The sequence below is a fragment of the Marinobacter sp. L-80 genome, assembly GCF_056859395.1.
On sequence record NZ_JBSXOI010000077.1, the window covers coordinates 362,786 to 384,572 of the forward strand.

General features: G+C 59.1%; 20 protein-coding genes and 1 tRNA gene. 8 read left to right on the forward strand and 13 right to left on the reverse strand.

The genetic code is table 11. From position 1 onward, the window contains the following. Window positions 1–132: 132 nt before the first annotated feature. The 3 genes from AC13E3_RS21235 to AC13E3_RS21245 form a co-directional block, all read right to left on the reverse strand. Window positions 133–1,584 (reverse strand): sigma-54 dependent transcriptional regulator, encoded by a 1,452-nt coding sequence (locus AC13E3_RS21235; RefSeq protein ID WP_104270007.1) that lies wholly within the window; start codon window positions 1,582–1,584, stop codon window positions 133–135. 70 nt (window positions 1,585–1,654) lie between these two features. Then, window positions 1,655–1,984, reverse strand: coding sequence for an SOS cell division inhibitor (locus AC13E3_RS21240; protein ID WP_092033270.1), 330 nt, complete (start codon window positions 1,982–1,984; stop codon window positions 1,655–1,657). A gap of 17 nt (window positions 1,985–2,001) precedes the next feature. Next, complete coding sequence (locus AC13E3_RS21245; protein WP_482902467.1) at window positions 2,002–3,360, reverse strand: DUF1329 domain-containing protein; 1,359 nt, start codon at window positions 3,358–3,360, stop codon at window positions 2,002–2,004. A 224-nt stretch (window positions 3,361–3,584) separates the two neighbouring features. On the opposite strand from AC13E3_RS21245, the gene AC13E3_RS21250 reads away from it, so the two are divergent. Both AC13E3_RS21250 and AC13E3_RS21255 read left to right on the forward strand, forming a co-directional pair. After that, window positions 3,585–4,097 (forward strand): DUF6586 family protein, encoded by a 513-nt coding sequence (locus AC13E3_RS21250; protein ID WP_008177455.1) that lies wholly within the window; start codon window positions 3,585–3,587, stop codon window positions 4,095–4,097. Window positions 4,098–4,148: 51 nt separating this feature from the next. Beyond that, entirely contained in the window at window positions 4,149–4,409 is a 261-nt protein-coding gene (locus tag AC13E3_RS21255) for a hypothetical protein (RefSeq protein WP_008177453.1), read from the forward strand. A gap of 4 nt (window positions 4,410–4,413) precedes the next feature. Here AC13E3_RS21255 and AC13E3_RS21260 read toward each other — a convergent pair whose 3' ends face one another. Further along, window positions 4,414–4,905, reverse strand: a complete 492-nt coding sequence (locus tag AC13E3_RS21260; protein ID WP_008177450.1) for a cell division inhibitor SulA — start codon at window positions 4,903–4,905, stop codon at window positions 4,414–4,416. A 42-nt stretch (window positions 4,906–4,947) separates the two neighbouring features. Beyond that, entirely contained in the window at window positions 4,948–5,559 is a 612-nt protein-coding gene (lexA, locus tag AC13E3_RS21265) for a transcriptional repressor LexA (RefSeq protein ID WP_008177448.1), read from the reverse strand. A 215-nt stretch (window positions 5,560–5,774) separates the two neighbouring features. On the opposite strand from lexA, the gene AC13E3_RS21270 reads away from it, so the two are divergent. The 3 genes from AC13E3_RS21270 to AC13E3_RS21280 are packed head-to-tail and all read left to right on the forward strand — an operon-like array spanning window position 5,775 to window position 8,239. Further along, window positions 5,775–6,776 carry an amidoligase family protein gene (locus AC13E3_RS21270; RefSeq protein WP_482902468.1) on the forward strand — a complete coding sequence of 334 codons (1,002 nt, stop codon included), beginning with the start codon at window positions 5,775–5,777 and terminating at the stop codon, window positions 6,774–6,776. Further along, complete coding sequence (locus tag AC13E3_RS21275; protein ID WP_008177443.1) at window positions 6,769–7,503, forward strand: gamma-glutamyl-gamma-aminobutyrate hydrolase family protein; 735 nt, start codon at window positions 6,769–6,771, stop codon at window positions 7,501–7,503. Before AC13E3_RS21270 ends, AC13E3_RS21275 begins: the two co-directional genes overlap by 8 nt. A gap of 31 nt (window positions 7,504–7,534) precedes the next feature. Beyond that, window positions 7,535–8,239, forward strand: a complete 705-nt coding sequence (locus AC13E3_RS21280; protein WP_482902469.1) for an SIMPL domain-containing protein — start codon at window positions 7,535–7,537, stop codon at window positions 8,237–8,239. Window positions 8,240–8,241: 2 nt separating this feature from the next. Here AC13E3_RS21280 and AC13E3_RS21285 read toward each other — a convergent pair whose 3' ends face one another. Continuing rightward, a complete protein-coding gene (locus tag AC13E3_RS21285) occupies window positions 8,242–12,003 on the reverse strand; it encodes a translocation/assembly module TamB domain-containing protein (RefSeq protein ID WP_482902470.1) in 3,762 nt (1,253 codons plus the stop codon). Next, on the reverse strand, window positions 12,000–13,649 hold the full coding sequence (locus tag AC13E3_RS21290) for an autotransporter assembly complex protein TamA (RefSeq protein ID WP_273157559.1): 1,650 nt from the start codon (window positions 13,647–13,649) through the stop codon (window positions 12,000–12,002). Before AC13E3_RS21290 ends, AC13E3_RS21285 begins: the two co-directional genes overlap by 4 nt. 292 nt (window positions 13,650–13,941) lie before the next feature. Here AC13E3_RS21290 and AC13E3_RS21295 point away from each other — a divergent pair, with 292 nt between their 5' ends. The 3 genes from AC13E3_RS21295 to AC13E3_RS21305 all read left to right on the forward strand — a co-directional run bounded on the left by AC13E3_RS21295 (window position 13,942) and on the right by AC13E3_RS21305 (window position 16,852). Beyond that, entirely contained in the window at window positions 13,942–14,949 is a 1,008-nt protein-coding gene (locus AC13E3_RS21295; RefSeq protein WP_482902471.1) for a hypothetical protein, read from the forward strand. Window positions 14,950–15,148: 199 nt separating this feature from the next. Then, entirely contained in the window at window positions 15,149–15,484 is a 336-nt protein-coding gene (locus AC13E3_RS21300) for a hypothetical protein (RefSeq protein WP_482902472.1), read from the forward strand. Between the two features lie 129 nt (window positions 15,485–15,613). Then, complete coding sequence (locus AC13E3_RS21305) at window positions 15,614–16,852, forward strand: SAM-dependent methyltransferase (protein WP_008177432.1); 1,239 nt, start codon at window positions 15,614–15,616, stop codon at window positions 16,850–16,852. Between the two features lie 66 nt (window positions 16,853–16,918). On the opposite strand, the gene AC13E3_RS21310 is transcribed toward AC13E3_RS21305, so the two are convergent. The 6 genes from AC13E3_RS21310 to AC13E3_RS21335 form a co-directional block, all read right to left on the reverse strand. Next, window positions 16,919–17,395, reverse strand: a complete 477-nt coding sequence (locus tag AC13E3_RS21310; RefSeq protein ID WP_482902473.1) for a phosphoketolase family protein — start codon at window positions 17,393–17,395, stop codon at window positions 16,919–16,921. 74 nt (window positions 17,396–17,469) lie between these two features. Further along, window positions 17,470–18,141, reverse strand: coding sequence for a DUF998 domain-containing protein (locus AC13E3_RS21315; RefSeq protein ID WP_482902474.1), 672 nt, complete (start codon window positions 18,139–18,141; stop codon window positions 17,470–17,472). 75 nt (window positions 18,142–18,216) lie between these two features. Next, window positions 18,217–20,763 (reverse strand): alpha-glucan family phosphorylase, encoded by a 2,547-nt coding sequence (glgP, locus tag AC13E3_RS21320; RefSeq protein WP_482902475.1) that lies wholly within the window; start codon window positions 20,761–20,763, stop codon window positions 18,217–18,219. Window positions 20,764–20,915: 152 nt separating this feature from the next. Beyond that, entirely contained in the window at window positions 20,916–21,188 is a 273-nt protein-coding gene (locus tag AC13E3_RS21325; RefSeq protein ID WP_053112513.1) for a DUF5676 family membrane protein, read from the reverse strand. 12 nt (window positions 21,189–21,200) lie between these two features. Next, window positions 21,201–21,392 carry a hypothetical protein gene (locus tag AC13E3_RS21330; RefSeq protein WP_053112515.1) on the reverse strand — a complete coding sequence of 64 codons (192 nt, stop codon included), beginning with the start codon at window positions 21,390–21,392 and terminating at the stop codon, window positions 21,201–21,203. Window positions 21,393–21,616: 224 nt separating this feature from the next. Further along, window positions 21,617–21,693 (reverse strand) — tRNA-Met (locus tag AC13E3_RS21335). Window positions 21,694–21,787: the final 94 nt, after the last annotated feature.

The window sequence follows — 21,787 nt, forward strand, 5'->3', positions numbered from 1 at the left end:
ATATATTTCAAAGGAAAGGAGATTCTTGAAAGAGGAGAATGACAATTTTACGTCGGTCAGAAACGGAAACGGCGCCTCAGGTTACGAACCTTTGACGCCGTTCAGGGAGCTCTAAATTCCGGGCGATCCTGCTCAGGACTCCTCGGATTCCTCTTCCCGCAGCCCGTATTTTCGAACCTTCTCTACCAGAGTAGTGCGTCGGATCCGCAACTTCTCGGCAGCCCTGGCCACAACGCCGCCGGCCTCGTCGAGCGCCTGCTGGATCAGCTGTTTCTCGAGGTTGGAGAGGTAATCCTTCAGGTCGATACCGTTCACCGGCAGCAATGCCGGGGCATCCAGGCCCACCAGGCCAGGAATACCGGAAGGCATACCGGTGTCCTCCACCGGGCGATTCTCATCATAGTCGTCAACGTAGCGGAACTTCTTGGGCAGCTCCTGCACGCCGATTACACCATAGGGATGCATGATCGACAGGCGTTCAACAAGATTCGCCAGTTCGCGCACATTGCCCGGCCAGTCGTGCCTGCACAGACTCATGATGGCCGCGGAATTCATCCGCAGCGATCCACGCTTCTCTTTTTCCATCCGCGAAATGAGTTCATTAATCAGAAGGGGAATGTCTTCCACCCGGTCACGCAGGGCCGGCATCTCGATGGGGAACACATTCAGGCGATAATAAAGGTCTTCCCTGAAATCCCCGGATTCAATCATGTCTTCCAGGTGCTTATGGGTGGCCGCGATTACCCGCACATCTGCAGACTGGGTGCGATTGCTTCCCACCCGCTCGAACGTTCGCTCCTGCAGAACCCGGAGAATCTTGACCTGCATGTTGAGCGGCATGTCTCCGATCTCATCGAGAAACAGAGTGCCCCCCTCGGCCATCTCGAAGCGCCCTACCCGGGCCGTGATGGCTCCGGTAAAGGCCCCTTTTTCATGGCCGAACAGCTCGCTTTCCAGCAGCTCCGCCGGAATGGCGCCACAGTTGACCGGAACAAATGGTTTATCACGACGGGAAGAATGGTAATGCAGGTTGCGGGCGACCACCTCCTTGCCGGTACCGGACTCACCGGTAATGAGAACGCTGACGTCCTTATCCGCCACCTGCTCCATCAGCTGGCGTACCTGCTGGACTTTTCGGCTGGTTCCCACAAGGCTCCGGAAGAGCTGCAAACCGCGCTGCTGGCCACGCTCCCGGGAGCGGGTGAACTGATCCCGATAGATCTGGGCCCGGTAGAGCGAATCGACGAACTTGGTGTAATTGAGCGGCCATTCCATGCGAGCAATGATGCGACCGCTGGTCTCGTCGGACAGCCCCTTGAGCTCAGGGTGACCAACAACCAGAAACGGTACGCCCTGAACGGCATCACACACAGCGGTGATCGCCTCGGTGGCTCCTGCATCCTCGCCATTCACCACCGCGACCGCGATATCTGAAAGGCTTTCCTCATCACCACTGCTCAAAAGTGCCCTGGCTTCATCGCCGGCAAGGACCTGCTCCTCGCCAATGAACTCAAGAATGGTGACTATGTCCCGCAATCTTGAATCATCCTCGCTCAGCACCAGCACTTTGTTATTTTTAGACATTCAACCGAATCTCTTGGGGGATTTGTGCGGTATTTAAGACTGTAAGAACCCCAGAGTCAATTTTATGACGCTATTTTGGTCGGTTTGAAGAAACGTTCTGGTAGGCCTTCGCCGCACTCCGGTTCCTGTTTACACCCTTCAGGCCATCCTCCGCCTCCTTGCGGGCCATTCGGGCCGATTCATCGGCGGCGTCAATAAACTGCTGTAGTTCCTGCAAGCGGAGCCTCACCGGCTCCGCATCAACCTCTCCCGCTTCCAGGGCAGCCATCAGCGGCTCGACTGCCGGCTTCACCTGCTCGTTCAGCCCCGCCATCGCGTCCCAGTCCTTTTCGGCCAAGGCGCGACCGAGATCCGCCATCAGTCGATCCAGGTGGTCCAGATGGGCTTGCGGGTCTGCCATGTCAGTCTCCTTGGAAATCAGCGGCGAGCGGCACGACGGGCGGCGGAGGCAGTAAATTCGTTGCCACGGAACCCCGGGGCGAAATCGTACGCCGGGAATCCATTATCCAGCCCATCAATGTAATAACGCTCCGCCTTGAGGTCGTACGTCATTTCCATGGTAGTCCAGAATACCGGCTCACTGTAATAGCTGATGTTGTGAGCTTCGGACACACGCCACAGATTCCCCTCTGCATCGTATTCCTCGGACGCGAGGATCTGCCAGCTGTCTTCATCCACGTAAAACACGCGGCGATCGTAAATGTGACTGATACCGGTACGGCGTTTCGCTTCGACGACCCAAACCCGATGCAGTTCATAGCGGGTAAGCTCCTGATTGATATGGCCCGGACGAATCACGTCGTCGGCTTCTATTTCCGGCCCGTGAAGCTTGTAGGCATTGTAGGGCACGAACAGCTCGCGCTTACCTTTCAGCTCCCAGTCGTATTGGTTAGGCGCACCGTTGTACATGTCTTTCTGGTCGACGGACCGCAGCGAGGATGAATTCGGCAGGTCGGTTTCGTAGGCCAGGTTGGGCGACCGGCGAAGACGACGGGAACCGGAATCATACCGCCACGCAAGACGCGGCGACCGCACCTGGTCAAGCGTTTCATGCACGAGCGTGATGGTGCCGGCCAGTGACGACGGCGAGACAGTGTCCGTCTTCAGGTAAAAAATCTTGTTATCGATTTCCGCCAGCTCCGCACCCCTCTGGCTGTATGCGAAGAAGTAGTCGTAATCATTGACCACCGGGTTGTAGGAGCCATCCCTCTGGGGCGTTGCAGAGGCACTACGCAGGGAAATTTCTTCGCCCCGATAGCGCAGGATATGGTTCCAGATAACCTCCAGACCATTTTTTGGAATCGGGAAGGGACTGGTCATGATGGTGTCGCGAACGCCGTTACCGTTGTCCAGCAACTGCGCTGTCAGCGCGTTCTCACGAAATTTGTCGTAGACGTGCTCGGGAAACGCGGCAGTCCGTCGGGTCTGGTAAACCGGCATGAAGAAGTCGGGCCCATACTTCTCCAGCATGGCAATGTGGCCGTCTGAAAGCTTGTCCCTGTATAGCTCCAGATTGTTGGAGGTAATAACGAAAAGAGCCTCATCTTCGGGAAACGGGTTAATTTCCACTTGCCCCTCACGCCAGCCGTCCGGCGGCGTGGCCAAACCTCCGGTCCATTCGGGTATGCTGCCTGAGCGGTTGCCCGCCTTTTCGGCTCCGACCGGGGTCAGTTCACCACCCAGCCGCTCGGCCTCGGCGGCCGTGACCTTGGACAGGGCCTGTCCGGAAAACCCGAGAAAAACCAGTGCGACACCTGCAACGAGTTGGCTTCGCATCCCTTACACCTCCAGAAATTCATGCTGTTGGGTAGCCGCCACGAGCAGAACTCGCACAGTCGGGCGCCTTTTTGCCAAATTCAAACGGTCGTTTCAAGTGAATGTTTGTGTTTTATTGTGAAACCTCACCGCACAGAGAATGGAAGAAATTTGATAGCGAAAATGATATAGTGACGAATTAATTTTTCGGGGTTACACCCGCGCTGGGGGATTGAAGGTATTCCATGGCCTCGCAATGGCACTCACTGGTTTCTCAAAAGCTCTTTCTCGCCCGCACGCTGCTTCAGCCACTCGACCGGCCCACAGACGAAGCTCAGGAACAACGTCCCAACGAGGCGGAACAGGCGCTGCGCCGGGAAGCCGCTATTCAGGGGGCGATCGAGCTGCTTCTGCGGTCTCGAAAACTGTTGCTGGTCATGGTTGCGAGGCTATACCAGAGAAAATCAGAGGAACCTTCAACCCTTGATGAGCTGGTCGCTCTTATCGGGCCAGAACCGAGTGAAGTTGGCCGCCTGAAGGAGCTGGAACAGCGATCCGGGAGTTGGTGGAACCATCTTGAGCAACTCGAGCGCGCTCAAAGCAGACCTCCGGCGACCAAAAAAACCGTGAGCGAGGAAAACATTATTGCGGTATCGGCCGATTCCGGCCCGGATCGATCGTCGGCTGCTTTGATGAAAACGCTGACCGCCGTCAAACATTTTGCCGACGATCTGGAAGAGCAGCACAGCGAGTGGTAAGCCACTCCCAGCTCCGGCTATTCAAATCGTATTAACTTGAAGGTTTATTGAATGTCACCATCGTTTTTTGAAATCGTGCAATTGACCAATGGCGATTACGCCCTGCGCCGCATTGATGATGACAGTGCGCCACTGGTAAAAATCTCTTTTTCGGAAGAAGCCCGGGAAATGATGGAAGATCGGGATATGTCGGTTGCCAAAGCCATGATTGCAGCTGGCATTGAGGCTGTAGGCAATGTTGCCCACGATATCGACTGGGAAGATGACGAACTGGACGCCTCAGACGCCCAGCCCTCCTACACTCTGCATTGATCGGTTAACGCTGCCTGAGAACGACGCCGTGGCTATTGCCCTCGGCCGAGGCTCTTTGCAGGGATTCGAAGGCAGTTCGTCCCAGTTTACGGGTCCACATGACCACCGCGTGACAGGTGCCGGCACTGAGGGCTCGCTCTGCCAGATCCTGGGCAGGATAGTCCGGTGTTGAACGCAGCACCAGCAACTCGCCGGCGACAATCCCGTGCATTTTTTGCCACTTGCTGACCAGCGCCTGGGGCGGGTCGATCCAGGCCAGCCAGCGCTTCTCCTGATTAAGCTGGGTCAGCATTGGCAACAGCAGCTGGAAATTTTCTACCTGGCCTTCCGGCAGAATGATCTCAGTCACATTGCCACAGACTTTGGGTTCGGTGGTTTCCGGAGCGCGTCGGGCGCGAATGACGGAACGTCGCTCGCGGGCGGCGGTTGCCGACACTGAACAGGACAGAGCATTGGGGTTGTAGGCCAGATTCTGATTAAAGCTCATTTGTTCCATAATTCACCCGTTATTCAAACTATCTGAGGCTATCCGAACCGCTCAGTGCAGGTCAGAGCGGCGGATAACACCAACACCCAGACCCTCGATGAACAGCTCCTGTTCGGTCAGGTCCACTTCGATCGGTGCGAATTCTTCGTTTTCGGCAATCAGGTAGACTTTCGAGCCTTCCTTGCGGAAACGCTTTACCGTGACCTCATCGCCAACCCGGGCAACAACCACCTGGCCGTTGTGAACATCCTGGGTACTGTGAACTGCCAGCAGGTCGCCATCGAGAATACCGATGTCTTTCATGCTCATGCCCCGGACCCGCAGAAGATAATCTGCAGACGGCGAAAAGAATTCTGGCTGCAGTGTGCAGTGGTCCTCGATGTGCTCCTGAGCAAGGATCGGACTACCGGCAGCGACCTGACCAATGACCGGGAGGCCCAGATCCTCTTCCGCCTCAGGCAGACGGATGCCGCGGCTCGCTCCCGGCACCATCTCGATGGCACCTTTCCTTGCCAATGCCCGGAGATGTTCTTCCGCGGCGTTGGCCGAACGGAAGCCCAGTTCTGCTGCGATTTCAGCACGGGTTGGCGGATAGCCGGTCTCGTCGACGTATCGGCGAATAATATCCAGTACCTGGGACTGCCTTGCTGTCAGCTTCATCAAGCTACTCCGCTATATCGGGATCGGGCCGCTGCAAACATCAGCCTCTCGTAAGAGTGGCTCCGGTGGCCCTGTTTTTTTATACAGTAAACTGACTATATACAGTGTTTTATCCAGTGTAAAGTCGGCTCCCTGATTTTCTTGCATCCGCTTAATAATGAGGATCAACAGCGGTGTGATATGGTTAGGGCAATATTCCTCACGAACCAGGGAGCACCATGACTCAAGTCAGTGCCTGCAGGATGCCTGAAATCCTAGAGACGAACGAAGGGAAGGAACGCCGGGTTGGCGTCGAGATCGAACTGTCTGGTCTGGGCTACGATGAGCTGGTTACATTGGCGGCGAAGATGCTGGAGGGCACACCTGAGCTCAAGTCACGCTATGTGACAACCTTGCAGACAGCTCTTGGCGACTTCACGGTTGAGCTTGATTCCGATCCGATCAAGGATCTTGATCTGGCGGATGAGCGCCTCCCCGAGTCCATTCGTGAACTCGGTGGACAGGCGATGGATGTGATCGACGCCGCGGCCGAACGCGTGGTACCCCTTGAGATCATAAGCCCACCCCTGAAGTTTTCCAGCGTCGAGGTGATTGAAACGCTCGTCGACAAACTCAGGAACGCCGGGGCACTGGGTAGCCGGGACGCCATCTATTTTGCGTTTGGCCTGCAGCTTAATCCCGAGTTGCCCGACCTCAGCCCGGAGACCCTGGTTCGTTATTTCCAAGCGTTCGCGGCCCTGTATGAATGGCTCAAGTACCGGCATCAACTGGACGTCAGCCGCAAATTCACCACCTACATCGAACCCTGGCACGGCCGCTACACAGAGCTCCTGATGGAGGATAACTATCATCCAAACCTCGGGGAGCTCATGGAGGATTACCTGGAGTTCAATCCTACCCGCAATCGCGCGCTTGACCTGCTTCCACTGTTTGCCCACCTGGACAAGGAACGGCTGGAACGCCATGTTCAGGATCCCAGGATAAAAAGCAGGCCAACCCTGCATTACCGGTTGCCGGATTGCGACATCGACAATCCCGGCTGGCATTTCTCAACCGTTTGGAACGACTGGGTCGTTCTGGAGCAACTGGCCAACAATCCCGACGACCTGGCCGACATGCGGCAACTGTTCCGGGAGCGGCGCAAACTGAATCTTCACAACCTGACCCACAGCTGGCGGGAAACCACTGACGACTGGCTGGCCAAAAACGGGTATGTCTGAAGAGTCCAAAGAACAGGAACTTGAGGTTCCGGGCCTGACGATCGGCATCAGTGGTCCCGCTCGAAAAAGCCTTGCCCATCGCCTGATCAGCCTGGGTCTGCGCCTCCACGGTGCCCGGACCCACTATATTCGCCCCGGTTCACGGGTTGCCGTACCGATGCTTGATGGCCTGGTGCTGTCAGGCGGCACCCACGTCCATCCTGAACGTTATGGGCAGGAGCCACAGGTTACCGCCAACTATGACCGCAAGCGGGATAAAACCGATCAGTCACTGCTTGAGCAGGCTGAAGCCATTGGCATTCCCGTGCTCGGGATTTGCCGCGGCGCCCAGTTCATCAACGTTTTCCACGGCGGGTCCCTGTGCCAGAACGTGACACCGCTGAGGGTCAATACCCGGCATCGCCCACTGCTCTTGCCCCTGCAAACCGTGCGACTGGTAACGCACAGCCGGCTTGAGCAAGCCATGCGCTCCCCGGTGATCGGCGCCAACCGGATTCACAGCCAGGCCATCAAGCGCCTGGGCCGCAACCTGCGCGTGACCGCCGTGGACAATGATCTGTTTGTACAGGCTATTGAAAGCACCGGACGCCAATGGCTAACCGGCATCCAATGGCACCCGGAATACCTGCTCTACCATGGCGGACACCGACGCATCTTTGGCCAGTTCGTGGATGCTGCCCGCCGATACAAACTGGCGCGCCTGGAACCGGATTCCGACGACGCCTGATCCATCAACGGTTTCCAAAGGAGGCACTACCATGAACGGACGGAACCGAAAGCTCCGTTTAAACCTGAAGTCCGGTTTTATTCTCCCTCTCGCGCTCACAGTACCTGCCCTGACAATGGCAGGTGAGGTTACGCTCACCGGCGAGGGCAGTGTCCGATACGAGCCCGACAGCGCCCGACTCCAGTTCACAGCCAGTGCCGAGCACGAGCTTCCCCAGAAGGCCACCGAACGGGTAGCGGCTCTGATGGCGCAGTGGCGCGAGGGTATTACCGAGTACCAGGATCAGCTCAATGATTACTCAGACGCGTCGGTAAACCTTTACACCCGAACTCTGCCCGCACCTGAAAGGGAGGAGCAGCCCCGCAAACAGGCCGTCGCCTCCCAGACCGTCAGCTTCAGCATCAGTGATCTTACCCTGCTCAATCCCCTGCTCCAGCAGGCCCAGGCTGTGGGCCTGGATTACCACCTCGGCCCTCACCAGTTCTTCCACTCGGATGAGACCGGTATGGAACAGGAAGCACTGGCCAGAGCCATCGCAGACGCCCAGGCCCGCTGCCGATTCGTGGCCAGTCAGCTCGACCAGACCTGTGGTGATGTGGTCACCATCAACATCAATGGCGGGCACCGCCCGGTACCAATGATGATGGCGGAGGCAAAATCCATGTCGGATACGGTCTCGAGCGTGGGTGAGCGGGAAATCCGGGCCTCAGTGAGCGCCACCTTCGAGCTGGACTGAACTCAGAAATCCCGGGTGTAGAAAATATCCAGGGAGGCCGCCAGCCCGCTGGCAGCCTCCAGATAGAAGTAGCGGCCCAGATCGTAGCGCAGAGCAACCGTGGTGATCGGCTCGAAGATGCCGACACCGTAGCGGACACTCAGCTCATCCGTCAGATACCCGCTCGCCACCACCGACGTCTGATCGCCGGAACCCTCCGCTTCCAGGGTGAGCTGGCGAATACCTAACTCTTCGCCAATTTGCCCAGTCACCTTGTTGGCCTGGGTCAGTCCCAGGGACAGCGCCGCCCGGCTCATCTGGCCCTCATCACCCCGGCTCTGGGGCGCCCGGCCAAGAATGACATAGGAAAGCGCCTCCGTCTGAGGCATGTCGGGGTTGGAGAATACTTCCGTCTGGGGCGACTGCACCGGGCCGGTCAGGCGAATACCGGCCACAACGGTATCCACGGTGCGGACGGCCTCGATGTCCAGATAGGGTTGGGTAAGGTTGCCCACGAACAACAGTCTTGCCCGCCTGAGCTTGAGCTCCTGACCATAGGCTTCATACTGGCCATTGACCAGTTGGAGCGTGCCACGGGTATCCATGTCATTGCCAATGCGAAGAGATCCCTCCAGATCACCGGTCACGCCGAAGGCGGCAAAAGTCACCTGATCTTCTCCAACAACCACGGTCACATCCATATTCAGCGATCGGACAACGGGCTCTTCCCGCTCCACACCAACAATGACCTCATCCTCCGATACCGATACGGCCTGCTCCGGCAAACCCTGTATCTCTATGTCGCCTCTCGGCACTCCGACCTGTCCGGATACTTCCAGGGCTCCCTCACTGAAAACAATGGTCAGGTCCGGCTCCACCTCAAGCTGCGCATAAGGCTCCAGGTTGAATGGCACACGGCTGCCGGAAATGGTGATTTCGCCCCGGGGAGACTGTTGCCAGTCGATTACGCCATCCAAAATAGTCTGGCTTCGCGCATTGCTCCGGATCCTGCCACTGATCTCGGCCGAGTAGCCGGCGAACCGAACGCTGGCGATCATCTCCTCGATCGGTACCGGCAAGCGGGGATCGGAAACTCGTCCATTCACCAGGTGCAGTTCGCCGGTCACCGCCGGGTTCATCAGCGGGCCGGAGAGCAGGCCCTGGCCGTTCACCCGACCGGCAACTTCGTCCAGTCCGGAAAGCAATCCTGCAAGGGCAATATCCAGACCCTCGAGACTGAAGGAACCCTCAACGCTACGGTCGTCCGAGTTCGGATCCAGGTTCATATCCAGCGTGAAATCGCCAAGCTCGGGTCCGGAAAGACGGACTGCAAGGTCGGCCTGTTTCGGCTTCAGGGCGACCTCGCTTGTCAGGGTATTGTAGGCGAGCGACTCCCACTCGCCGTCCACCAGCAACTGGAATTGTCCTTCACCGGCGTCCAGGAAAAGGCGTCCGTCCGGACCGTCGCCGGTGGTGGTGAAATCGACCTCTCCGTTGATCCAACCGTCCCAACGTAATGTCTCTGGCAGCAAGGGAGCGAGGGCCCCGGTTGGGAAGCGGTCGATACGATAGGCAATGCGGGGAACCGGGAGCAGTGTCTGGTCCTCGGCACAAACCGTACTCTCCTCCCAGCGCCAGCAATGATTGCCAAATGTGAGCTCACCATCGGCTTTGTATGCCAGGGTCGCCGGGGCCTGAAGCCGCCATTGCTGGGACTGTTCCGGAAGGTCAATCAGGCCGCGGGACAGCTCTCCCTGCCAGGTTCTCCAGTCAGCGCCGGCCTCTCCTGCGAAAACCAGCTCAAGGTCAGCCTCGGCATGACGTGCACCGATGCTCACGGTGTGCTTTCCCTGGGTGCCATTGGCTTCCAGAGTGAGCGTTTCAAGCTCTTGCCCGAACCCGTTGAGGTTCTCCGCCTGCAAACGGCTGACAAGGCGCATGCCGTCCTGCAGATCGGCCTCAAGACTGAGGGTTTCAATGGCGAGCTTATCCTGCCAGCCCAGGTTTTTGCCACTTGCACTCAGCTCGCCCCTCGGGCGCTCTGGTGTTCCCTCCGCCGTCAGAGTGGCTTGCAGATTCCCCGTCAGGCCAGGCAGGACAATTTCCGGCGCGGGCAGGTTCAGAGCCAGATCACCACGCAGAACGTCGCCCCAGGTACCGCTACCCTCAATACGGTTGTCACCCACCAACAACTGCAGGTCGGATAGCTCCCAACTGCCTGATGAGGTATCTAGCCGTCCCTGCAGAGACGCGGGATTGGAACGCCAGTCGCCCTCAAGATCCCATCCGGCATTCATGGCAGGTACCGGTCCATCCCCGAGTTGTCCCTCGGTCGTCACATCACCGCTGAGACTGGCTTCCAGTACAGGTACCCAATAACCGGGATTGAAGTCCTTCAGGCGCAAGGCCGCCTGCCAGGAAAGCGGCCCGGAAAAGTTCACCGAGCCGTTGCCGGTAAGAGACCCGGCGCCTGTGCTGACGGTCAGGTTGGTCAGTGTGGTCTGCCCGGCATCGCCATCCACCGTGGTGGTCAGTTCCGCGTTGCCCTGGGGACCCTCGACACCGGCTTGAAGCTCTGCATGGTAGTTCCCCTCACGCCAGGACACGGTGCCATCCAGGGAACGAAGGGTTACCACTGGCGGCTCAAAGCCCGGGATCAGCGTATACCAGGGAAATCCGCGCAAACGGATGTCGGCACTGGCTTCGAGGCCCTCGCTCCAGGAGACATTGCCATTGGCCACCACAGTGTCTTGCCCTGCACCATTCTCCTTGTCTGCGGCCAACTCGATCCGGATGTTCTCCGCCGCACGAGTCGTCGCCAGGCCCTCCAGCGTCAGCCGTACCGGGCCTGTCGTGCCCGGAAGCGTAGCTTGCCCCCGGGTGCGAAAACCCTGCTGAAGGCTACCCCTGGCGTCCACAGACCAATCATTGAACACAAGGGTCTCCGGCAGCGCCTGCGCTGCGCGGAACTGATCCGAGGTTAGCCTCAACTGTGCCGGCAGGGCCGGATCGAGCGGCTCGACTTCCCCCGAGAGTTCAGCATCCAGGTAGCCACGGCTGGATGCAGCGACCATCAGGTCCCGAACGCTGCCGGAGAGCCGGGCGTCGAGAAGCCACTCGTCTCCATAAGGCGGCGGGATGTCCGCTTTGACTTCCAGATTGACAGGCCAGTCCCGGCGGGTTTCTATCCGGCCAGCGGCGGACACCGTGTACTCACCCAGCTGATACCAGGCGCGCTTTATGTTCCAGGCGGCGCCCGACCCTCCGGCGTCCAGCTCAAACCGGTCCCAGACTCTGTTGCCGTTGAAGGTAAAAGGCCCGAGCCGGACGCCACTGATATTCAGCGCCAGCGGCAGGTCCACGCCCGGCAGTGTAATGGGGCTCCCGCCTTCGGCTTTGTCCGCCGGGGGCAACTGCGAGACTTCGAGCGTCTCTGCTTCCAGATTCTCAATACAGAGCTGTTTTCGGAACAGACAGGAAGGGGACCAGTCCACGAGTGGCGACTCAACGACCACTTCGACCCCGTAACCACGCCATTGCAAGTGGTCGGCCTGCCACCGACCAAACAGAGATCCCCGGTCATTTTCCACCTGAAGCCCTGGCACCTGTTCTATAACCCAGGCGGTTCCCGTCTCAGAGCGCAGGGCCAGCAAAACAGCGGCCACCACAAGGACAGGCACGAGAATCAATACCGCCAGCCCTACCAACAGCCAGAACCGGAGGCGGCGCGGGCGTGCCGATGGCTTGTGCGGCCTGTCGTCCGAAGTTTCCGGTGTCCTCGTCACAGCTCAGGCCCCATGGAAAAGTGAATGCGCCAATCCCCGCCAAATTCACGATCCAACCCTTTGGCGATGTCCAGCCTCAACGGCCCGACCGGGCTGATCCAGCGTATGCCGACACCAGCGCCGGTGGCCAGCGGGTCGCTCGGATTGTTGATCGCGTTGCCGTGGTCGACGAACATGGCGGCACGCCATTTGTCCGCAAACTGATACTGATACTCGGCACTGCCAACCATCAGGAAGCGTCCGCCCACCGGCACGCCGTTATCATTCTCTGGCGACAGGGTTTCATAGCCATACCCTCGCACACTCTGGTCACCGCCAGCGAAGAAACGCAGGGATGGAGGCACATCTTCAAACCGGTTGGTTGCCACAGCCCCCGCCTGCAGACGACCCAGAAACCGGTGCTTGTCCGCCAGCGTAAACAGCCCCTTGACCAGTGCGTTTACATGAAGGATATCCACATCGGACAGCGCCGCCCGATGCGAACCGGTAACATCGAACTGCAGGCGATAGCCCCGGGATGGGTCCAGTGGCGAGTCCGTGTGTATTTTCGAGTATCCCGCACCGGGCAGCAGGAGTGTGCTTGTGCCTTTCTCGTCATTGCCGATGTTAAAGCGCTCACCTTCCCAACGCAGCGACAATATCTGTAGCCAGCCGTTATCCAACTGATGCTGCCACTGCTGCCCCAGGCTCAGAAGTTCCGATTCCACATTCTCGATGTCCTCGCGCTGGTAACCGGCGCTCAGGCGGATCAGGTCGGTCATGGGCGGATCCAGGGGCAGCTCGTACCAGGTACTCAGGTTCTGCCTGGGTACCGAGAGTTCTGTCTCGGCGCCCCGCTTGTGCCCCATGGGATTGATCCAGTGTTCCCGCCAGTTTCCACGGAACCTGGGTCCGACATCGGTCGAAAACCCCACGCCCGCCGCCACAGAGCGGGCCTCGCGCCGGGTGAGATCAACGCGGACCGGAATCACGCCGTCCTCGGCACTACCCGGTGAGGCATCGATATCAACACTGCTGAAATAGCCGCTGTTCAGGAGATCCCGGTTGAGCCTTGCTACTTCATCAGCATGGAAGGGTATACCTGGCTCGAAAGAAACGAACTGCTCCAGTAGACCGATCTCGAACCAGTGTCCCTCGGCAAAGGTTACCTCTCCGAGCCGGTGCCTTTCGCCGCTATCATAGATAAGCGTAACCGCAGCGCTTCGGGTTGCCGGATCCACTTCCAGGGTACGGGTAACAAATGTGCCGTCGAAATAGCCACGCCGTCGGGCACGGGTCTGGATGGTGTCTCGCAGGCTGGCATATTGACCGTGGTTGAGAATGTCGCCTTCCGCCGGGTGCTCTGGCAGATCGGCGTTAAACCGTTCATCTGACGCAGCTGCCCCCCTGATCTCCACGGTCCGGGACGTAACTCGCACCGGCTCCCCCGGTGTAATGGACAGAACGAGCGTTGCCGTTGTGTCGGAACCACCCTCTTCAATCCGCCAATCAATCAACGGGCTGTAATACCCGAGCGCCCGCAATGCCTCCTCGGCCTGACCAACGGCCGTGGGGGCATAACGCCTGAGATTACTGGCACTGCGGCCTTCAACCTCCCCGATAAACGCCTGGGCATTTGATTTCAGATCCGGGTAGTCTCCCTCCATGTTCACGACGACCTGTTGCGCGCAAACCCACGACGGCAGCCAGCAGAGCAACAAGATCAAAAGCCGGACCCGGCCCGAATTCACGACTTGATAGATTGATAGCATCCGGCTATTTCAGTTGTTGGTGGTAACAAGAAGGATTTCCTTTCAAGCGTGGGAGTTTAATGGCAGACGGTCAAGTTAATCCATGGTTGGCCAATCGGCCGGCGTTAACCGGCCTCAGGGCGAGTCGTTTGTGGCCTCGAAATAAGCTAACCTGTCAGATACTTAGCAACAGACCGGACCCTGGCGAATGCTGAAGATAAATCGAGAAAACCTGAAATCCAGCCACCAGCTTGTCTGGTTCATCATTGATTTCCTGATGCTGGGCCTGCTGATCATCAACCTGGCGTTCATCATCTGGGACTCGATCTATAACTTTGTAGCCGTTCAGAATCTGCTGAAAGAGCATGCTCCGGCCATACAGTCGGCCTACCACCCCATCCATGAACGCTTCATCTTTTACGATCTGATCTTCGTCAGCATATTCCTGACCGAGTTCTTCGTCCGCTGGGGTTACGCCATCAAGGCAAAAATCTACGACCGCTGGTACTTCTACCCGTTTATTCACTGGTATGACCTGGTGGGCTGTATTCCGGTGGGAAGCCTGCGTTTCCTCCGTATCCTCCGTGTGATCTCCATCATCTATCGACTGCACCAGTACAAGATCATTGACGTTACGAACACCAAGATTTACCGCTTCGTGAATTTCTATTACGAAGCCTTTATGGAAGAGCTCTCTGATCGCATTGTGCTGAAGGTGCTGAGCGGCGTGCAGCAGGAGGTCAAACTGGGCTCTCCGCTGTTCGACAAGATCCAGAAGGACATTCTCTATCCCCGACGGGACATGCTCTCCGACTGGATTTCCAAACGGGTTGCCGAGGCGGCCCAGGAAGGCTACGTACCCAATCGCGGAGCCCTCAGGAGCTACCTGGAAGACAGAGTGGATAATGCCCTCAAACAGAACCTGGAGCTGTCACGACTGAACTATCTTCCGGTGGTGGGCCCCACCATTCAGGAAACCCTGGAAGAAGCGGTCGGCGACATCGTTGCCCACGTGATCCACCAGATCCTCGAAGACCTGGCCTCAGCCTCCAATCATGCCTTCATTGAAGACATCGTGAATGTTTTCCTGCCGACACCCGGTGAAGTGAAAGCCGACGACGCCCAGAACGAGGCCTTGATTAACCTGATTATCGAAATCATCGACGCAGTCAAGGACCAGGTGAACGTAAAACACTGGCGATCAGAGCTGCCCTGACTCGCTGGCGACAGGCCTTAAGACCAACAAAAAAAGAGAACATCCATGGATGTACAAGACACCCCGACTCATTATCAGCCGGCCCATGAGCTCCTGAAACAACTGGAGGCCGGCACCCTGACCAGCGAGGCACTGATTACCGCCTTACTGGAAAGAATCCGGGACCAGAACCCTGCCATCAACGCGATTGTGGCGCTGGATGAACACAGCGCACTGGCCAGCGCCCGCGAAGCGGATAAGCAACGCGCGCTCGCTGGTTTCCTTCCGCGGCCACATCCCCGGCCCGCCAGGCACCCAGTCCCGACCGGATCTGGTCGAGGGCGGCCCCATGGCCCGCAATGCCCGGGTCGGTTTATGGCTGGAGGATCCGCTGTGCCCGGTGGAGCATGAGCTCACCGGGGGTTATCGCACCCTGGGCAAGTCCCTGGCCGACAGGGGCGCCCTGGTGAACCTGGATATCGATCCGGGCCGAAGTAAGCCAAGATCATCCGGAAATACAGGAGTACGTCCGGATGGCCGGAAAAGACTTCCGTAGTTCCGGTAACTCCTGCAAGCGTCGCAGTTTCCGATAAGGTTTGACGAACAGCAGTTGCCTAATAAATGATAGTCCACCTACTTTTTAACCCACTGAAACTTGCTGGGAACAGCGTAAGGATGGAAAGGCATGAGCAGGGAATCCTTGCCGGAAGGCGGGCACCTGGGGTCCCGGGAAAAGCCAACGGGAAAGACGAGCGCAATTCACCGTAATCTTTTCCTGCAGGCGCTGAAATCTCTTCAGTTCGGTTCGTTATCGCTTACATGGCCGGATGGAAAGACGACCCGCCATGAAGGAAAACAAGACGGTGTGCATGCGGAAATGGCATTGCTGCAGTGGGATGTCATCGATCACCTGATCACCCACGGTGACGTGGGATTGGGCGAAGACTACATGGCAGGCAAATGGTCCACACCCGACTTGCTTGCCCTGATGCGCCTTGCCGCAGGCAATATCGTTGTTTTTGATCGGGTTTTGCACACCAGCGTATGGCTCAGGTTATGGCACTGGTGCAGGCACCGGTTGTCTTCCAATACACTGAAACGCAGCCGTAAGAACGTCCAGGAGCACTATGATTTAGGCAACGACTTTTATCAGCTCTGGCTGGACCGGAGCATGACATACTCCTGCGCCCTGTTTGACGGCAATACGTCCCTCTCGCTTTACGAGGCCCAGAAAGCGAAATATGAACGCATCCTTCAGCGACTGGCACCGGAACCGGGAAGCCGCATTCTGGAAATAGGCTGTGGCTGGGGTGGTTTCATGGAAATCGCAGCCACACACGGATGCCATGTGACCGGTGCGACCCTGTCCGGCGAGCAGGCGGATTATGCCCGCCAGCGACTCGAGTCCGCCGGACTGGCGGAAAATGCCGAGGTTCGTTTACAGGACTACCGGGAGCTGTCCGGCCCCTTTGATTACCTGGTATCAATCGGGATGTTTGAGCACGTTGGCGAATCGTACTGGCCCGCCTACATGAGGGATGTGCACGACTACCTGAGACCTGGCGGCAAGGCAATGATACAGACCATTACCATTGCCGAGGAGCGATTTGAGCGATATCGCTCCGGCAACGACTTTTTGAGGGAACATATTTTCCCCGGTGGTATGCTGCCTTCCAGAAAGCGTTTTGAAGCTGTTGCCGCCGATAGCGGCCTGGTGGTGAACGATGTGTTCGAATTCGGGCAGGATTACGCCATTACGCTGGAAAAATGGCTGGCGAACGTCGACGAACAGATACCGGCGATACGGGCGCTCGGGTACAGCGAGATGTTCGTGCGAAAGTGGCGGTTTTACCTGGCCAGCTGTGCCGGTATGTTTCGCGCCGGAGGTATCAATGTGATGCAGGTGGAGTTAAGCCGGGAGTAGCGACCCGGCTTTTCCGCAGCGACGAGCGTTATTGGCTGCAGGCATGGGAGCCTGCAGCCATGGGAATTATTCTTGACTTCGGGTGGGGTCCGCGGTTGCCCCCCAGCACCATTGGGTAATCTCCGGCATATCCACGCCGTGCTCGATGATGTGATGCCGATGCTCGATCAGCCGGTCACGCAGCCATTGCTTGAGATAGGCGGCCAGTGACCCCAGTTGCGGAACCCGATCAATGACATCCGCCACCATGTCGAACGGCGTGGTGGTGGTGCCTTCCTCCTTGTAGCCACGCACGTGGAGGTTCTTGTGATTGGTGCGCCGGTAGGTCAGGCGATGGATCAGCCAGGGATACCCGTGATAGGCGAAGATGATCGGTTTATCGGTCGTGAACAGGGTGTCGAAGTCCTTGTGTGACAGCCCGTTCGGGTGTTCCGCCTGGTCCTGCAGGGTCATGAGATCCACCACGTTGATCACACGCACCCTGAGCTCGGGCAGGTGGCGGCGCAGGATATCCACCGCCGCCAGGATCTCCAGAGTCGGCACGTCGCCGGCGGGCTCGGCCCGGCACTGGCTTGTTCGGTTTGTATAGGTTTTTCAAGATCAGGTCCTCCACAAAGTCAGGGATAGGAGTGCTTCAGGTCAGGCTCAGGTTTCTGTTGCGGCCGGATGACCTGCAGGCAAGCCCAAACTTCCCAGACCAGGAAAACCGCCAGCGCGACACGCTCCGCCAGGCCCGGCGCGATATCCAGTTGAATGGCGATCACGAACGCCGTCACCGCCGTCGCCGCGATCACCGCCAGCACCAGCGAGGCGGCGCGCTGGCGGCGCCAGTCGAGCTGACGGCGAAAGGCCGCTGAAAACACGAACAGCGCGGCGAGTTCCAGTGCAAACGCCAGGCTGGCTGCCCCCCGGTGTATCTGCCCGGGCAGGTTCGGCGCCTGGCCGGGTGCCTCGATGGGAAACAACGCCGCCAGCAGGATACCGACCGCGGCCAGGCCGAACAGCAGTACCGACCAGGTCCGCAGCGGCCCCGGGCGCAGCGCGCCGCGCAGGGCCAGGGTCAGCGCCAGGTTACCCCAGCCATGCACGAAGGCGCCAACCATGAACAGCCAGCCAAACGGCTGGTTAGCCAGGTCGCTGACATAATCGCTGGTCCAGTCGACCCCGCTGCCGGTCAGGTGCAGGGCGATAATTGCCGCCCCGAACACCGCAACCCCCGCCAGCCCCAGCAGCGCAAGCCTGCGCACCGGCCATGAAAACCTGTGTTCCCTGGTCATACGTGCTTTCATCTCTCCTGAGTGTCTCCTGCGCGCCAGGACACCAACCCGACTCGCGATCTTCCTGGATGCGCGATACCCGCCCGCTCACCGTTGCCAAAGGATGTGAGCAGCTTCCAGGGGGATCGCCACACCATTGTGATGCGGAATGAGTCGCGCGGTATAGTCTGTCGCCGGGCGGGCCGCAGGGGCTGCTGCGCGATAGCTGTAGCCGCTTTCGCCGTCCGTCGGTTGCCGCAGGCGCTGCATCTCCACCCGTTCAGGTGCGCTACCGTCCCTGCCGTCGGCGTAGAGCTCAACCCGCACGGCCTCCGGATCAAGGTCTCCGAGGTAGACCTGAACCTCGAAGAGGTGTTGTTCACCGTCAGGCTCGACCTCAACGTCGCCGAAGCGTATCGCGGCCCATTTGTGATCCAGCGCGTGCCGCCATTCAACCAGTTCCGCGCCGACTCCCCCTTTGCCAGCGGCCCGCTCACGGTATGCAGCGGCAGCCGGGAGGTAGTGTTGCTCGGTGTATTCGCGCACCGTACGGTTGGTAGAAAAGCGCGGTGTCAACCGCGCCATGCTCTCGCGCATCCGGTTCACCCAGGCGGAGGGAATGCCTTGTTCATCACGCGTATAGAACTCGGGGATCACTTCGCGTTCGAGCAGGTCGTACAGCGCATCGGCTTCAGCCGCATCCCGGAACGGATCATCGCCATGTTCCTGGCCGTCCCCCAGTGCCCAGCCCACATCCGGAGTGTAGGCTTCCGCCCACCAGCCGTCCAATTCCGACAGATTGATACCACCATTGACAAGCACCTTCATGCCACTGGTGCCACTCGCCTCCCAGGGCCGGCGCGGCGTGTTGAGCCAGACATCCACGCCCTGCACCAGGTGCTCACCCAAGTGCATGTCATAGTCGCTCAGGAAGATCACACGGGCGCGCACCTCGGGCCGCTGGATGAATTGCATCCATTGCCGGATCAGGGCCTGGCCCGCCCGGTCCTGCGGATGAGCCTTGCCGGCCATAATGAGCTGCACCGGGCGCTGCGGGTCAGTCAGCAGGCGCAGCAGGCGCTCCGGGTCATGCAGCAGCAGGTTCGGCCTCTTATAGGTGGCGAAGCGGCGGGCAAAACCCAGCGTCAATACCCCGGGATCAAACAGCTGGTTCGCAGTATCAGCGGCCTCGGGCGCCTCGCCGGAGGCGGCCAGTTGCCGGGACAATCGATCACGGACGTAGTCAACCAACGCCTTACTGGCCGCCGTGCGGAATTGCCAGAGACGGGCGTCAGAGAGGGCGCGAATGTGCTGCTCATGGGTTTCCGTGGTCCCCAGCCAGCGTTCCTTGCCACAGGCCTCGGTCCAAAGATCATCCGCCGCCGCCGAGTCCCAGGTCGGCATGTGAACGCCGTTGGTCACGTGCGTAACCGGCACCTCATCCACGGGCCAGCGCGGGAACAGCGGCGCAAACAGGTGCCGGCTCACCTTGCCGTGCAGGCGACTTACGCCATTCACCGCCCCGCTGCCGCGGATCGCCAGGTACGCCATATTGAAATCCTCGGCCGGATCGTCCGGATTCCGGCGGCCCAGCGCCAGCAAATCGTCGAGCGTAATGCCGAGCTGGTTGCTTGCGTAGCCACCCAGGCAGTGCTCGATGAGGCCTGGTGGGAAACGGTCGAAGCCAGCGGCCACCGCCGTGTGGGTGGTGAAGAGATTGCCCGCGCGCGTGGCGGCCAGCGCAACGCCGAACGGCTGACCGGTCCGCTGCATGAAGTGGCGGGCGCGCTCCAGCACGGCCAGAGCCGCATGCCCTTCGTTCAGGTGGCAGACTTCCGGTTCGATACCGAGCGCGGCGAGCAACCGCCAGCCGCCAATCCCGAGGATCACCTCCTGCATCAGGCGTTGATCCGGCGCGCCCCCGTAAAGCTCACTGGTTATTCCCCGGTACGGCGGGTAGTTCGCCGCATCGTTGCTGTCCAGGAGGTAAAGCTTCACACGGCCCACCTGGACCTGCCAGGCGCGCAGCCAGATCGGGTGGCCGGGCAGGCCGAGCTGTATCCGCAGCCACTCCCCGTTGGAATGACGCAACGGCATGATTGGCAACTGGCCGGGATCGTTATACGGGTAAAGCGCCTGCTGTGCACCGTCCCGGTCGATCAGCTGGCGAAAATAGCCTTGCTGGTAGAGAAGCCCCACGCCAATCACCGGAACACCCAGATCGCTGGCGGCCTTGAGCTGATCGCCCGCCACGTTGCCCAGCCCGCCGGAATAAATGGGCAGGGCCTCGCTCAGCATGAACTCCATGCTGAAATAAGCGGCACAGGTTAAAGGCGGCCGCGGGTAGGTTTGCTGAAACCACGCCGGCGCCCGAGCGGCATCTCGCCTGGCCTGCACCAGGTCCCCGACGTCTTTACGGAACGCCGGATCGGCCAGAAGTCCCTGGAGCTTCTCCCGCGAGACCGTCTGCAGAACGACCCAGGGGTTACGTGTGGCTTGCCACAACTCGGGATCCAGCTGCCGCCACACCTGGTCGGTCGCATGATTCCATGACGAACGCATATCCAGGGCCAGCTCGGCCAGGGCATCAAATCCCTCGACATCCGTATGCAGCGGGCCGTATAGCAGCTGGCTGACAGGGGTTTCATTGTTCATGGGGTCTCCTTCCTTATTAAGACCGGGGCCTGCGCCCGTTGATAGCCCTTGCGCCGCCGCTCACCTGCGCCGCGGCTCACCAGAGTGGTGCCCCTGCCAGGGTCAGTTGTGCTCCGGGGGATTAAACCGCGGTTGCGTGGACGGGGGCGGACTCAGTCCCCACTTTGCTTGGCATCGAAGTAACGGTGAAGTCGATTGTAGATCGGGCAGAACACCAGCCCGGCATAGGCGCCATATAGGAAACTCTCAATCAGGCCGACCACAAATCCCCACCAGGTCAGCCACTTGAATCCCGGCAATACCTGCTCAAGAAACGCATGCATATGCAGGCTTTGGGGCGTTACCAGTCCATAGATAACGCAGACGATGAAGGTGACCGCTGCGAACAACCCCAGCGCCCAGGTAACCAGTTTCGTGTTAAGCATGTTCCACTCCCATCAATGGCGATGACCCGAGGGTCGGTCCTGATTGCTGTCCGGTTTGTCCGGCTTGTCTGTCTTGTCGGACGCGCCATGTCCGCCGTGCCCGCCTCCGCCGTGACCACCATGCCCACCGTGGCCGAACATGTGCATGGCCACGAACAGGATGCCGATAACCACCCAGAACCAGTTTTCCGCTAACCATTCCATATAACCCTCCTCCGTCTGCGGTTGCGCCCGACTGCCATTGTGTGATCTCCGGAGCGGGCATGCATCTCCAGCGAGATAAGCAAACCACAGTCACCTGAGTTCAACCTGAATTATTGGAGCGAACCGGATCGGGATTTGACCTCAATCAAGTCAGGAATGGGAAACTTTCTGCGGACAAATAAAAAAGGCAGACCAGTAGCTTACTGATCTGCCTTTCTCTTAGATGGTAGCGGGGGCTGGATTCGAACCAACGACCTCCGGGTTATGAGCCCGACGAGCTACCAGACTGCTCTACCCCGCATCAAACTGGTTGTTGCTCAGGGAACCCCTGATCAACGTGGCGCGCATGATAAGGGCTGAGCCTGGCACTGTCAAAGGAAAGTTCCGGTTTTCCG

Excerpts from the sequence above, each read along its gene's own strand:
- AC13E3_RS21235 (WP_104270007.1), bottom strand. The coding sequence starts at position 1,584 with ATGTCTAAAAATAACAAAGTGCTGGTGCTGAGCGAGGATGATTCAAGA.
- AC13E3_RS21240 (WP_092033270.1), bottom strand. The coding sequence starts at position 1,984 with ATGGCAGACCCGCAAGCCCATCTGGACCACCTGGATCGACTGATGGCG.
- AC13E3_RS21245 (WP_482902467.1), bottom strand. The coding sequence starts at position 3,360 with ATGCGAAGCCAACTCGTTGCAGGTGTCGCACTGGTTTTTCTCGGGTTT.
- AC13E3_RS21250 (WP_008177455.1), top strand. The coding sequence starts at position 3,585 with ATGGCCTCGCAATGGCACTCACTGGTTTCTCAAAAGCTCTTTCTCGCC.
- AC13E3_RS21255 (WP_008177453.1), top strand. The coding sequence starts at position 4,149 with ATGTCACCATCGTTTTTTGAAATCGTGCAATTGACCAATGGCGATTAC.
- AC13E3_RS21260 (WP_008177450.1), bottom strand. The coding sequence starts at position 4,905 with ATGGAACAAATGAGCTTTAATCAGAATCTGGCCTACAACCCCAATGCT.
- AC13E3_RS21270 (WP_482902468.1), top strand. The coding sequence starts at position 5,775 with ATGACTCAAGTCAGTGCCTGCAGGATGCCTGAAATCCTAGAGACGAAC.
- AC13E3_RS21275 (WP_008177443.1), top strand. The coding sequence starts at position 6,769 with ATGTCTGAAGAGTCCAAAGAACAGGAACTTGAGGTTCCGGGCCTGACG.
- AC13E3_RS21280 (WP_482902469.1), top strand. The coding sequence starts at position 7,535 with ATGAACGGACGGAACCGAAAGCTCCGTTTAAACCTGAAGTCCGGTTTT.
- AC13E3_RS21290 (WP_273157559.1), bottom strand. The coding sequence starts at position 13,649 with ATGGAGGGAGACTACCCGGATCTGAAATCAAATGCCCAGGCGTTTATC.
- AC13E3_RS21295 (WP_482902471.1), top strand. The coding sequence starts at position 13,942 with ATGCTGAAGATAAATCGAGAAAACCTGAAATCCAGCCACCAGCTTGTC.
- AC13E3_RS21300 (WP_482902472.1), top strand. The coding sequence starts at position 15,149 with ATGAACACAGCGCACTGGCCAGCGCCCGCGAAGCGGATAAGCAACGCG.
- AC13E3_RS21305 (WP_008177432.1), top strand. The coding sequence starts at position 15,614 with ATGAGCAGGGAATCCTTGCCGGAAGGCGGGCACCTGGGGTCCCGGGAA.
- AC13E3_RS21315 (WP_482902474.1), bottom strand. The coding sequence starts at position 18,141 with ATGAAAGCACGTATGACCAGGGAACACAGGTTTTCATGGCCGGTGCGC.
- glgP (WP_482902475.1), bottom strand. The coding sequence starts at position 20,763 with ATGAACAATGAAACCCCTGTCAGCCAGCTGCTATACGGCCCGCTGCAT.
- AC13E3_RS21325 (WP_053112513.1), bottom strand. The coding sequence starts at position 21,188 with ATGCTTAACACGAAACTGGTTACCTGGGCGCTGGGGTTGTTCGCAGCG.
- AC13E3_RS21330 (WP_053112515.1), bottom strand. The coding sequence starts at position 21,392 with ATGGAATGGTTAGCGGAAAACTGGTTCTGGGTGGTTATCGGCATCCTG.